At 64.8% G+C, this 12902-nt stretch carries 12 protein-coding genes; 5 read left to right on the top strand and 7 right to left on the bottom strand.

The window, feature by feature from the left end:
• Nucleotides 1–10: 10 nt before the first annotated feature.
• Both HNQ71_RS14710 and HNQ71_RS14705 read right to left on the bottom strand, forming a co-directional pair.
• Nucleotides 11–586, bottom strand: coding sequence for a DUF1349 domain-containing protein (locus HNQ71_RS14710; protein ID WP_184873235.1), 576 nt, complete (start codon nucleotides 584–586; stop codon nucleotides 11–13).
• Nucleotides 587–736: 150 nt separating this feature from the next.
• On the bottom strand, nucleotides 737–2176 hold the full coding sequence (locus HNQ71_RS14705; protein WP_184873234.1) for an aldehyde dehydrogenase family protein: 1440 nt from the start codon (nucleotides 2174–2176) through the stop codon (nucleotides 737–739).
• Between the two features lie 272 nt (nucleotides 2177–2448).
• On the opposite strand from HNQ71_RS14705, the gene HNQ71_RS14700 reads away from it, so the two are divergent.
• The 5 genes from HNQ71_RS14700 (at nucleotide 2449) to HNQ71_RS14680 (ending at nucleotide 8145) form a co-directional block, all read left to right on the top strand.
• Nucleotides 2449–3108, top strand: a complete 660-nt coding sequence (locus HNQ71_RS14700) for a TetR/AcrR family transcriptional regulator (protein ID WP_184873233.1) — start codon at nucleotides 2449–2451, stop codon at nucleotides 3106–3108.
• A gap of 93 nt (nucleotides 3109–3201) precedes the next feature.
• Nucleotides 3202–4455 (top strand): sarcosine oxidase subunit beta family protein, encoded by a 1254-nt coding sequence (locus HNQ71_RS14695; protein WP_184873232.1) that lies wholly within the window; start codon nucleotides 3202–3204, stop codon nucleotides 4453–4455.
• A 9-nt stretch (nucleotides 4456–4464) separates the two neighbouring features.
• The gene (locus HNQ71_RS14690; RefSeq protein ID WP_184873231.1) at nucleotides 4465–4731 is read left to right on the top strand and encodes a sarcosine oxidase subunit delta; all 267 of its coding nucleotides are present in this window, start codon (nucleotides 4465–4467) and stop codon (nucleotides 4729–4731) included.
• Nucleotides 4728–7613: a sarcosine oxidase subunit alpha family protein gene (locus HNQ71_RS14685; RefSeq protein WP_184873230.1), complete on the top strand. Its 2886-nt coding sequence runs from the start codon at nucleotides 4728–4730 to the stop codon at nucleotides 7611–7613. The genes HNQ71_RS14690 and HNQ71_RS14685 overlap by 4 nt, the downstream gene beginning before the upstream one ends.
• Nucleotides 7606–8145 (top strand): aminomethyltransferase family protein, encoded by a 540-nt coding sequence (locus tag HNQ71_RS14680; RefSeq protein WP_184873229.1) that lies wholly within the window; start codon nucleotides 7606–7608, stop codon nucleotides 8143–8145. Before HNQ71_RS14685 ends, HNQ71_RS14680 begins: the two co-directional genes overlap by 8 nt.
• Before the next feature lie 15 nt (nucleotides 8146–8160).
• On the opposite strand, the gene HNQ71_RS14675 is transcribed toward HNQ71_RS14680, so the two are convergent.
• From HNQ71_RS14675 to HNQ71_RS14655, 5 genes are all read right to left on the bottom strand, one after another.
• The gene (locus tag HNQ71_RS14675) at nucleotides 8161–8646 is read right to left on the bottom strand and encodes a hypothetical protein (RefSeq protein WP_184873228.1); all 486 of its coding nucleotides are present in this window, start codon (nucleotides 8644–8646) and stop codon (nucleotides 8161–8163) included.
• A 117-nt stretch (nucleotides 8647–8763) separates the two neighbouring features.
• Complete coding sequence (msuE, locus tag HNQ71_RS14670) at nucleotides 8764–9324, bottom strand: FMN reductase (protein WP_184873227.1); 561 nt, start codon at nucleotides 9322–9324, stop codon at nucleotides 8764–8766.
• 62 nt (nucleotides 9325–9386) lie between these two features.
• Nucleotides 9387–10634: an SfnB family sulfur acquisition oxidoreductase gene (locus HNQ71_RS14665; RefSeq protein WP_184873226.1), complete on the bottom strand. Its 1248-nt coding sequence runs from the start codon at nucleotides 10632–10634 to the stop codon at nucleotides 9387–9389.
• Nucleotides 10635–10658: 24 nt separating this feature from the next.
• Nucleotides 10659–11450, bottom strand: a complete 792-nt coding sequence (locus tag HNQ71_RS14660; protein ID WP_184873225.1) for an ABC transporter ATP-binding protein — start codon at nucleotides 11448–11450, stop codon at nucleotides 10659–10661.
• Nucleotides 11451–11532: 82 nt separating this feature from the next.
• Nucleotides 11533–12870, bottom strand: coding sequence for an ABC transporter substrate-binding protein (locus HNQ71_RS14655; RefSeq protein ID WP_184873224.1), 1338 nt, complete (start codon nucleotides 12868–12870; stop codon nucleotides 11533–11535).
• Nucleotides 12871–12902: the final 32 nt, after the last annotated feature.

The raw sequence follows: 12902 nt of genomic DNA, 5'->3' as shown, positions 1-12902 counted from the left end.
AGGGCGGCTCTTAGTCGTGGAGTTCCCGCGAAATCGGCGGGCCGACCGAAAAGCCGGAGAATGTGACCTCAAAGCCCTCGCGTTGCGGCGAACAGCACATCATGCCTACATCGACCGCCTTCGAGATCGGAAAATAAGCAAGCCGCACGGGCTTCCATCGACCATCGGAAGCATCGAGATACTGGACGCGGATCGTCTCGGCATGACGGGTCAAGCGGATCCGCACACCGTGCGGACCGGCTGGAATGGTGGCCAACGACCAGTCCGAGGTATCGTTGGTGACCACGACGGAAAAATACATAACGCCGTCGGTGTATTCGATGCCTGCCTTGATCCAGTGCGTTTCGCTCAGCCGAACCATCAATCCGGCCTGGTCGTAGAGCACCTCGTAGCGCCCTTCGACCGTGACTTCGGCGGTGAAATCGCCCTCGACCTTACGGTAGAGGAAATGGCCGTTGTCACGCCAGAAATCGTAGAAGGTCTCGCGCCAGAAATCGGTCTCCCTGCCGGTGCGCACACGAACGGTATCGCCGTCGATGGCATGGTGCGGCGGCGGATTGAGCCAGGTGAGGTCTCGCATTGTCATCGCCGCGCGCCGGTCCGGTGTTCTTGATGTTGCCGTGTCGCCGGCATGATCGACCCGGGTGGCCGATCAGCCCGGCATGATCGGCACTGGTCGATCAGACCGGCATGATCGGTGGTGGCCGATCAGCCCGGCATGATCGGCGGTGGCCGATCAGCCTGCGAAGGTATAGGCGGTCTTCACCGTGGTGTAGAATTCCATGGCATAGCGGCCCTGTTCGCGCGGGCCATAGCTCGACCCCTTGCGCCCACCGAAGGGAACATGGAAGTCGACTCCCGCCGTCGGCAGATTGACCATCACCATGCCGGCCTCCGAATTGCGCTTGAAGTGCGTGGCGTGCTTGAGGCTCGACGTGCAGATGCCCGAGGTCAGCCCGAACGGCGTGTCGTTGGCGACAGCCAGCGCCTCGTCATAGTCCTTGACGCGGATGACGCTCGCCACAGGGCCGAAGATCTCCTCGCGCGAGCTGCGCATGGCATTGGTGGCTTCGGTCAGCAGGGCCGGGCTGAGATAGAAGCCGGGCGTCTTGCGGTCGAGCCGTCCGCCGCCGAAGGCGAGCGTGGCGCCTTCCCTGACGCCGATGGCAATATAATCCTCGTCCTGCTTCAACTGGGTTGCGTCAACGACCGGACCGATCTGGGTCTGCGCGTCGAGCGCGTCGCCAACGACCAGTTTGCCCATGCGATCCTTGAGGGCATCGACAAAACGGTCATGGATGGCGTCGGTCACGATCAGCCTGGACGAGGCGGTGCAGCGCTGGCCGGTCGAAAAGAAGGCGCCGTTGAGCGCGCAATCGACAGCGACCGCAAGGTCGGCATCGTCAAGCACGACCAGCGGGTTCTTGCCGCCCATTTCGAGCTGGAACTTGCGCATGTGCTCGACGCTTGCGGCGGCGACGCGCTTGCCGGTGCCGACCGAACCGGTGAAGCTGATGGCGTTGACATCGGGACTGTCGAGCATGGCCTGACCAACGACCGAGCCCTTGCCCATGACCAGATTGAGCACGCCCTTCGGCAGGCCGGCGCGATGCAGGATGTCGACGATGGACCAGGCGCTCTCGGGAACCAGCTCCGCCGGCTTGAAGACGACGGTGTTGCCGTGCGCCAGCGCCGGAGCGATCTTCCAGGCCGGAATGGCGATCGGGAAATTCCACGGCGTGATGATGCCGACCACGCCGACGGCTTCCCGGGTGATCTCGACACCGACGCCCGGCCGCACGCTTGGCACGACCTCACCGGACAGGCGCAACGTTTCGCCGGCGAAGAAGTCGAATATCTGGGCGGCGCGAATGGTCTCGCCGATGCCTTCGGCCAGTGTCTTGCCTTCCTCACGCGCCAAATTGCGGCCGATCTCGTCCTTGCGCGCCATGATCTCGTCCGAGGCCTTTTTCAGCACTGCGTGCCGCGCCAGCGGACCAGACCGGGACCATGCGGGAAACGCAGCCTTTGCGGCGGCGATTGCCTGCCCCGCCTGCGCGGCACCCGCCGAGGCATAGTCGCCGACGACATCGCCGGTGTCCGAAGGGTTGATGTTGCGGGAGCCGGCGTCGCCAACCCATTCGCCATCGATGAGGTTCTGTCGAAACAGGGTCATGTTTTGTCTTCCTGCTGGTTGGCCGCGCGGCGGCGTCTGTGTGAATTGGTATTTGCCAGACAATTGCCTTGCGGGAAAGCATGCAGTGGGCCTGCCGCCCGCGACAAAAATCCCTGGCCTGGCATCATGCCGATGGCGCGACGCTACAGCGCCATACGATCCCCAGTCCGGCTAACATCCGTGACGCATCATCCGAGCCCAGTCGAATTGACCTTGGACAGAGGTGTCCATAGCCTTGATTTGCCTGATGCAGCGTGTCATGCGTCGTGCCTATGGAAGCCACAGATACGACGATCCAGCGCGCCGGCGCCACCGGAAACGTCAAGGCCACTCGCGAAGACTGGCTGAAGCTTGCGCTTGAAACGTTGATCTCGGATGGTGTCGAACGCGTTCGCGTGCTGACGCTTGGCCAGAAGCTCGACGTCTCGCGCTCCAGCTTCTACTGGTATTTCAAGAGCCGTCAGGACCTGCTCGACCAGTTGCTGGATTACTGGCGGCAGACCAACACTAGGTTCATCGTCGAACGCGCCAGGCGACCCTCCGCGACCGTCATCCGCGGGGTGATGAGCATTTTCGAATGCTGGGTGGACGAAAGGCTGTTCGATCCGCAGCTCGATTTCGCGATCAGGGCCTGGGCGCGTCGCTCGCCTGCCATTCGGCGCGCGCTCGACGAGGCTGACGAGGAGCGCGTCAATGCCATTCGCGACATGTTCATGCGTCATGGTTATGACGAAGAGGACGCGTTCGTGCGCGCCCGCGTGCTCTATTTCATGCAGATCGGCTATTACTCGCTCGAACTCAACGAGCCGATGAGCAGCCGCCTGGCTCAGGTCGCCTTGTATCTGCGCAGCTTCACTGGCCAGGAGCCTCCTGCGGAGGATGTCGAGGCGTTCTCGCGCTACGTCGAGGAAACGATTTCGCGCAAACGTTAGCACCATCCGCTGCGTATAGGATGGAGCGTACTAGACATATATGTACAATACCACTACGCTTTACCCTGAGAAATCAGGTTTGCCCGGCACGCCATGACCCGTCGCTATTCCGCTTTGTCGCTCTTCAAGGAGGGGCTGGCCGGCCAGACCGGCTGGCAGCCGGCCTGGCGCTCGCCCGAGCCGAAGCCATCCTATGACGCGATCGTCATCGGCGGCGGCGGCCATGGGCTGGCGACGGCCTATTACCTGGCTGAGAATCATAACATCAGCCGGGTTGCAGTGCTGGAAAAGGGCTGGATCGGTGGCGGCAACACCGGCCGCAACACAACCGTGGTGCGCTCCAACTACTACTATCCGGAAAGCGTCGAGCTCTATGGCCTGGCGCACAGGCTCTACGAGGGGCTGTCCAGGGACCTGAACTACAACGTCATGCTGTCGCAACGCGGCATGGTCAACCTCTGTCACTCGACGGCCGAAATGGAGGTCGGCGCGCGAACCGTCAACGCCATGCAGATCAACGGCATCGATGCGGAGCTGTTTTCGCCAGAGGATGTGCGGCGGGTGGCGCCGATCTACAACTTCTCAGCCCATGCGCGCTTCCCGGTTTTCGGCGGCATCTGGCAAGGCCGGGCCGGCACGGCGCGCCATGACGCGGTTGCCTGGGGTTATGCGCGGGCGGCGAACCGGCTCGGCGTCGACATCATCCAGAACTGCGAGATCACCGATTTCATCGTCGAGGGCGGCCGCTGCCGCGGCGTGCACACGACGCGTGGCGCGATCCGAGCCGACCGCATCGGCATGGCCGTGGCCGGACATTCCTCGGTGCTGGCGGCCAAGGCCGGTTTTCGCCTGCCGATCAACTCCTACGCGCTGCAGGCGTGCGTTTCCGAGCCGGTCAAGCCGATCCTCGACACGGTGGTGCTGTCGCCCGGCACCGGCGTCTATGTAAGCCAGTCGGACAAGGGCGAGATCGTCATCGGCGGCGGGCTCGACCGCATCCCCTCCTATGCGCAGCGCGGCAATCTGCCGACATTGGAGACGGTGATTGCCGGCCTGCTGGAGATGTTCCCGATCTTCGGCCAGTTGAAGCTGATGCGGCAATGGGCCGGGATTGTCGATGTCGTGCCGGACTCCTCGCCGATCATCGGTGAATCGCCATTGCCCGGCCTGTTCCTGAACTGCGGCTGGGGTACGGGGGGCTTCAAGGCCATCCCCGCCGGCGGCACGCTGCTGGCGCAATTGCTGGCAACCGGCAAGCACAACGACATCAGCCGTCCGTTCGACCTGGATCGCTTCGCCAGCGGGCGGCTGATCGACGAAGCGGCCGGCTCCGGTATCGCGCATTAAGAGGACTTTATGCAGCTTTTCCCTTGCCCGTTCTGCGGCCCGCGCGACGAGACCGAGTTCCACTATGGCGGCGATGCGGGCAACGCGCGGCCGGACGGCGTCGATGTGCCGATCGAGCGCTGGGCTGATTACCTCTATCTGCGCACCAATCCGAAAGGCACGGCGCGCGAAATCTGGGTGCATATGAACTGCGGCGAGTTCTTCGTCATGGAACGTGACACCGTCACCCACAAGGTGCTGTCCTCAACCGCTCTCGGTGGGGAGCACGCGGCGTGACTGCCTCGCGCCTTGCCACCGGCGGCAGCGCAATCGACCGGTCGCGGCCGATCCGCTTCAGCTTCGACGGCGCCATCGTGCACGGCTTTGCCGGCGACACCATCGCCTCGGCGCTGCTGGCCGCCGATGTCGCCGTCGTTGGCCGCAGCTTTAAATACCACCGGCCGCGCGGCATCTGGGGCGCCGGCGTCGAGGAGCCGAACGCGCTGGTCGACATCGGCGGCAGCGTGGCGGCGACGCCGAACACGCGGGCCACGACCGAGGCGGCGCGCGACGGGCTGGTGGTAAAAAGCATCAACGCCACGCCCAATGCATTGAGCGATCGTAACGCGTTCCTCGATCGCTTCTCCCGCTTCATTCCAGCGGCGTTCTACTACAAGACCTTCATGTGGCCTGACTGGCACATGTTCGAGCCGCGCATCCGCGCCATGGCGGGGCTGGGCAAGGTCGACACGGGCTGGACATCGCCAGGCCCAGCCGACCAGATCAACCATCATTGCGACGTGCTGGTGGTGGGCGCGGGGCCGGCCGGCCTAGCCGCGGCGAGGCTGGCGTCAGGCGCCGGTCTCACCGTCACGCTGGTCGACGACCAACCGAAGCCGGGCGGATCGCTCGGCCACCGGACCAGTGAGATCGACGGCAAGCCGGCGGCCCTCTGGGTAGAGGAGACCGTCGCGGAGCTTGCCCAGGCCGGCCACCTGATCCTGCCTTCGACCACCGCCTTCGGCATCTACGACCACAATCTGGTCGGGCTGAACCAGCGCCATCGCGACGGCCGGCCGGACACGCTGTGGCGCGTCAGGCCGCGCCAGATCGTGCTGGCGACCGGCGCCATCGAGCGGCCGCTGCCTTTCGCCAACAACGACCTGCCGGGCATCATGTCGGCCGACGCCGCACTCGCCTATCTCAGGCGGCATGCGGTGCTGGTCGGCCAAAGGATCGTCGTCGCCACGAACAATGACAGCGGCTATGAAGTGGCGGAGGCGCTCGCCGAGGCCGGCGCTGAAGTCACGCTTGTCGACATCAGGCGCGATGGCGCGCCCACCGCGCCTGCCAATGTCCGGCTGATCGCTGGACGTAGCCTCGCCGCCGCGGATGGCAGCTTGCGTGTCCAAGCCGTGACGCTCGACGACGGCACCAGGCTGGATGCCGATTGCGTGCTGGTTTCGGGCGGCTGGTCGCCAACCATCCATCTTTTCGGCCAGGCCAGGGGCAAGCTCGCCTGGAGCGAGGCGCGCGCCGCCTTCCTGCCGGGCGATCCGGTCGATGGCATCGCCGTGGCAGGCGCCGCAGCCGGTGCGGTTTCCCTGTCGGAGGTGTTTGCAGGCGTCGGCACGGCGATTGCATCGCTCGGCCAGACCACGACAGCGGTGCCCCGCAGCACCGGGCCGGAAGCGACGGGCGGCATCCTCGCGGCATGGCCGATGCCCGGCTCGAAGGGACGCATCTGGATCGACTATCAGAACGACGTGACGGTGAAGGACGTCGAACTGGCGGCACGCGAAAACTTCGTCTCGGTCGAACATCTGAAGCGCTACACCACGCTCGGCATGGCAACCGACCAGGGCAAGACCTCCAACCTGCCGGGTCTCGCGCTGATGGCCGCGATCACCGGCCGCACGGTGCCGGAGGTCGGCACCACCACCTATCGCCCGCCGTTCACGCCCGTGCCGCTGGCGAGCTTTGCCGGCGCGCGCGGCGCCGAACTGATGGCGCCGGTGCGTCGGCTGCCGCTGGAGAGCGTGCATCGTGCCAGCGGCGCCGTCTTCCAGGAGTATGGCGGCTGGCTGCGCCCGGCTCACTATGGCGGCAACGCGGACGCGGAACGCTCTATCGCGGACGAGGCCCGGCGTGCCCGCCAGTCGGTCGCGCTGTTCGATGGTTCGACGCTCGGCAAGATCGAGGTGATCGGACCCAACGCGGCCGAGTTCGTCGATTTCATTTACTACAACACCATGTCGACGCTGAAACCCGGCCGCTGCCGCTATGGCTTCATGCTGTCGGAAAATGGCGTGGTCTTCGATGACGGCGTGCTGGTGCGGCTCGACGAGCATCGCTTCGTCGTGTCGTGCTCGTCCTCGCATGTCGCTGCTGTGCATGCGCGGCTTGAGGAATGGCGCCAGGACCGCTTCGGACGTGGCGCCGTCTACATCCACAACGCCACCGCCGAGATGGCGACGCTGACCGTTTCCGGGCCGAACGCCCGGAAACTGCTTGAAACGCTGGATCTCGGCCTCTCGCTCGACGATGCCGACCTGCCGCATATGGCGGTCAGCCATGGCTCCTATGCCGGTGACGAGGTCCGCATCGCCCGGGTCAGCTTCACCGGCGACAGGAGCTACGAAATCTCGATCCGGGCTGATCGCGCCGAGCCGTTATGGGCGCATCTGCGCCATGCCGGCCGGGCGTTCGACGCGGTCGTCATCGGCCTCGAGGCATTGATGATCCTGCGCGCCGAGAAAGGTTTTATCGTCATCGGCAAGGACACTGACGGCACCACGCTGCCGCAGGATCTCGGTGTCGAGGGTCCGCGCACCAAACGCCAGGGCGAATTCGTCGGCCGCCGCTCGCTGTTTACCGACGAGGCTTCGCGCGGCGACCGCCTGCAGCTTGTCGGACTGACGGTGCCTCAAGGCGAAGCGCCGCTGCCGACCGGCGCGCATGGCGTCAGGCGGAGCGATGGCAGATTGCGCAGCCAGGGCTTTGTCACCTCTAGCTACCAGAGCCCCACGCTTGGCCGCGCCGTGGCGCTTGGCCTGATCGAACGCGGCGCGGCTCGTCACGGCGAGACGATAGACATCCAGCACCTCGGCAAGATCAGGACGGCGACGATTGCCCCGCCTTGCGCTTTCGACCCGGCAGGAGACCGGCTGCATGCGTGATCTCGCGGAAAAATGGTCTGTCGCGCCGGACTGGCAGTCGGCGGTCATCGCGGCACCCGGCCTCGTGGTGCGCGCAATCGCCGGCCTCAATCAGTTGCTGGTCAGTGGCGATCTCGACGCCTGGACGCGGGCGTCCGGCCTGGACGGAAATGGGGTCGGTGCCTTCGGCACAGCGCAAGGCGACCGCTATGCGGCAAGGCTGGCGCGCGACCGGCTGCTTGTCGTGTCGAACGGCCCGCTCCCCGTCGCGACGGGCTGGCACGCAGAAGGCTTCGCGGTGACGGCGATCAGCGCCGGGCTGCAAGTGTTCGAGGTCGAGGGCTCGGCGCTCGACGCTTTCATCGCGCGCGGGACGACACTCGATCCCAGGCAAGCGAGTGCCAGCGCAGCACTTTCCTTCGCCGGCATCAGCGCCATCGTCTATCGCCATCAGGGCAGGCTGCGCATTCATGTCGATCGCGGGCTTGCCGCCTATCTCTGGACATGGATGGAGACGGCAGCCAGCAACATCACGGCCGGGTCAGGAAACTAGCCGGCTATGATCTGGTCAGAGCGAGAACGACCAGAACAGGCAGGCCAGCGTCGCGGCGGCGAAAACCACGAAGAACAGGCTGCGCAGCAGCACGTTGCGGCGCAGCTCGTTCATGACGAAGTGGCAACCGACGATCACTGCTGCAAACAGGAACCGCCAGTTGAGCAGCGCCCACACGGCGCTGCCCTGGCCGAAGGCCCACCTGGCGGCGAGACAGCCGACGATGGCGGCAAACAGCACGATCACGGTCCAGAAGATCGCATCGGCGGCATGGGTGAGAACGATGCTGGCCGCCCTGATCGGCAAAATCATCATCAGCAGCGCGCTGAAGAAATAGATTGCGGCAAGCGGAATGAACGTTCCGGCATCGGCAATGCCATCGAGCCGCCTGACGCCGATCGCGCCATAGGGATAGCCGTGCCTGGCGACAGTCAGGCTCAACGCCATGAGCAAGGCGGTCAGCACCGCGACCAGTGCGAAGGATGTGAGGGCTTTGCTCATGACGTTCCTGTCCCAGACGAATCAGACAGGAACAGATGTAGCGGGCGGTCGTAAATTGCGCGTAAGCGAGGACACCACCGCCCACACGAATTCTCGTCGCAATGCCCCGGCGGAATGTTATTCGGCGGCGATCCTGCCTGCCGAGCGGTTGGCCAGCACGAAGCCGACCTCGTCCACTGCCTGAGCAGCACGCTTCAGGATCGCATCGGAGCGGAGCACGCCGTCGGTAAAATCCTTGTCGGTGGCGTAGACAGCGGTGGGCAGTGTGAAGGCCTCGAAGAAGCCGAACAGCGGCCGCAGCTGATGCTCGACGATCAGCGCGTGCCGCTCGCCACCACCGGTCGCGGTCAACAGGATGGGCTTTCCCCGCAAGGCTGCCGGATCGATCAGGTCGAAGAAATGCTTGAACAGGCCGGTATAGCTGCCCTTGTAGGTCGGTGACCCGACGACGAGCACGTCGGCGGCGAGGATTTCCTCCAGGATTGGGCGCGCCTGGCTGTCGAGATCGCGGCCCCATCTTGCCGTTCCCAGCGACGGACCGAGATCCTCGATATCATAGGTGCTCGCCGACAGACCGTGGCGGGCCGCGATGTCCCTGGTGACCAGATCGACGAAGGCGCGCGTCTTTGACGGCCGAGTGATGTTGCCGGAAAAACCGACGACTGTGGGGTTTGACATGGCAGTGGGCCTCTTGGATGTCGAAGTTTGAAGTGGCGGGCCACCGGCCCGGCGATGGGAAATCAGCTCCAGGCGTGCAGCGGCGGATTTTCGCCGTTGAGGAAATATTTTCCGAGGATCGAGTACTTCCAACGTACCGGATCGTGCAGCGTGTGGGTGCGGGCATTGCGCCAATGCCTGTCGAGATTGTGCTCGGCCAGCGTCGAGCGGGTTCCGGCCAGTTCGAACAACTTGTTCGTGGCGGCGATGGCGATTTCGGTCGACAGGATCTTCGCCTCGGCGGTGACGACCTGCGCATGCGCCACCGTCTCGGCGGTCGGCTCGGTCACCGCCCGGTCGATGGCGTGGCCGGCCTTTTCCAGCAGCGCCTGCGCCGCGTGCAGGCGCAGCGTCAGGTCGCCGATGGCCTGGATGGTGTAGGGGTCGTCCCAGGCATTGTCGACGCCGCTGTCGATCCAGGCGCGGCTCTTGGTCCTGACGAAACCGACCGTTTCGTCGATTGCCGCCTGGGCGATGCCGGTGTCCACCGCCACCTGGATGATCTGGAAGATGGCGCCGTCGGCGGTCGGCTTGTCATAGCCCTTGTAGCCGGGCACCAGATGCGTCTTCGGCACCTTGACGTTGTCGATGATGACGGTGCCGGACAGCGTCGTGCGCTGGCCGAAGCTCGACCAGTCGTCGATCACCGTCAGGCCGGGCGCGGCGCGGTCGGCGATCGCATACCAGGCGCGGCCCTCGTCATCGAGCGCCACGATCGGCACCAGATGAGCAAGCAGCGCGCCGGACGAATAGAATTTCCGGCCGTTGACGACGACATGATCGCCGGCATCGGTGAAGCGGGTCTCGAAATCGGCGGCCCGCTTGGAGCCGAACTCGGAAAAGGCATTGCCGAAACGCGTGCCTTTCAGCACTTCGGCGAACAGCAGCTTCTGCTGATCCGCATCCGACACCGTGCGAATGGCGGCGACGACGCCAAGATGGTTCTGCGCAACCTGGCCGATCGAGGAATCCGCCGCCGAGATGATCTCGATCACCCTGGCGAGCGTGGCGTAGGACAGTTCGGGACCACCGAACGCCTTCGGCACATTGATCGACCACAGGCCGCTTTGCGAGAACGCATCGAGTTCGGCGACAGGCCAGATCCGCTCGCGGTCGCGCCGGGAAGAATCCCTAGCGAATTCGGCGGCGAGCGCATGGGCGATGGCGATCGCCTCGGCGGCGTCCTTGATGATGTGCGCCGACACGGTTGGCCGTGCGACTGGCGGCACGGCGGCGGAAGCGTGGTCGGTCTTGACGGTCGAGACGGTCATTTTACTGCTCCTTCGTATTTCGGTTCACGCAACGGCATGGAGGTGAGCTGGTTTGACGGCCGGCGATGCCTGTTGCCCCAGGTAGAAGGCCCGCACATCCTCACGCTGGCGAAGCTCGGTAGCCGCACCAGAGAGAACGGAGACACCGTTTTCGAGCACCGTGGCGTGGTCGGCATATCTAAGCGCGACCGCCGAGTTCTGCTCGGCGACCAGGATCGACAGGCCGGTCTCACGGTTCAGTTTCCGGAGCGTTTGGAAGATGTCCTGGACGATGAGCGGCGCGAGCCCCATCGACGGTTCGTCGAGAACCAGCAGACGCGGCCGCGACATCAACGCCCGGCCGATGGCCGCAATCTGCTGTTCGCCGCCGGAGGTGAGGCCAGACAGGGTCCGGCGCTTCTCCTTGAGACGGGGAAAATAGCCATAGATCCGCTCGAGATCCCCGTTGATCTCGGCGCGGCGGCCGCCGCGGCCAATGCCGCCGGCGACCAGGTTCTCCTCGACGGTGAGGCTCTTGAAGCAATGCCGGCCTTCCAGCACCTGCACCAGCCCGGCGCGCACCAGATCGCCCGGCTGGCGGCGCGAGACATCGCTGCCGTCATAGCGGATGGTGCCGGCGTTGACCTGACCGCGCTCGGCCGGCAGCAGGTTGGAGACGGCCTTCAGCGTGGTGGTCTTGCCGGCGCCATTGGCGCCGAGCAGCGCCAGGATCTGGCCGCGCCTGATCTCGAAGCTGACGCCGTGCAGCGCGGTGATGGCGTGGTTGTAGGTCGCATGAACTGCGTCCACGGCAAGAATGACGTCATCGTTCGGCATGAGCTTTTAATTCCCGTGGTTCGAAAACCGAAAAAGGGCCGGGCGTCGCGGGGAGACTGGCCGTGACGCCCGGCTTGGTTGATCAGTTGGTGGTCACGGCATCGGCGTCATCGGCTGTGCGCAGCTTGATGCCCTTTTCGGCGGCATAAGCCTCGGCCGACTTCTCGATGATCGGCCGCAGCAGAGCCCAGTCCGGCGCGATCCAGTCGGAGACGACGTTCCACTTCTTGCCGTCCCATTGCTGGAAGGTCACGTAGCCCTCGCCCTCGTGATTGTCCCAGCTGACATTGATCGAGTGGAACAGGTCCTTGGCGCCGAGTGCCTCGACCTTCGCCGGATCAAGCTTGAGATGTTCGAAGCCCCAGCGGACCTCGTCGCCGGTCAGCGTGCGATGGCCGAACTTCTCCTGTGCAACACGGATCGCCTCGACATTGAGGATGCCGTTGACGATGCCAAGGTTGTGGTAGACCGAGCCGATGCGCGACTTGTCTTCCAGATTGCCCTTGCCGGCGTCGTAGACCGTCTTCACGATCTCCTGCACCACCGGGTAGCTGTTGCCGGAGGCCTGGGTGGTGATGGCGGTGTAGCCCTTGGCGGCGTCGCCGGCCGGGATCACGTCCTCTTCGGAGTTCGACCAGACATTGCCGACGATGTGGTCGACGGGATAGCCGACCTTGACCGCCGTCTTCAGCGCCACCGGATTCATCACGCCCCAGCCGCGCAGGACGACGAAGTCCGGCTTGGCGCGGCGGATGGTCAGCCACTGCGACTGCTGCTCGTTGCCGGGATGCGGCACCTCGATCTGCTGCACGGAGAAGCCGTATTTCTGCGCCAGCAGCTCGTAGATCGGGATGGTCTCCTTGCCGTAAGGCGAGCCGTGATAGAGCACGACGATCTTCTTGCCCTTGAGCTTGTCGATGCCGCCTTCCTTGGAGGCGATGTAGTTCACGATGCCGGACGTCTCGCTGTAGGGATTGAGCAGCAGCGGGAAGACGTAGGGGAAGACACGGCCGTCGGTGGAGTCGGTGCGGCCGTGGTTGACGGTGATCAGCGGCACCTTGTCGGCGGTGATGCGGTCGATCATGGCGTAGGCGATGCCGACCGAGAGCGGGTTCCAGGCGGCGGCGCCGGCATGGCTCTTCTGCCGCTCGTAGCACTCGACGCCACGCTCGACCTCATACTGGGTCTCGCATTCGTCCCAGGTCAGCTTGACGCCGTTGACGCCGCCGTCGCGGATGTTGATGAGATTGAGATAGTCGATGAAGCCGCCGAAGAAGCCGGTGCCGCCGGCCGCATAGGGCCCGACGCGGTAGCTTTGCAGCGGGAAATATTGTTCGTCGGCGTGGGCGGCGGGCAAGGCCACCGACACGATCATCGCCGCGGACAGCGCCGCCGCCTTGATGGTGCTCAGGAAGGTCATGGCTAGGGTACTCCCGGTATGGGCCGTCTTGG

The organism is Mesorhizobium sangaii (assembly GCF_014207355.1).
GTDB classification, from domain to species: Bacteria; Pseudomonadota; Alphaproteobacteria; order Rhizobiales; family Rhizobiaceae; genus Mesorhizobium; species Mesorhizobium sangaii.
This window is presented reverse-complemented; position numbering and strand designations above follow the sequence as displayed.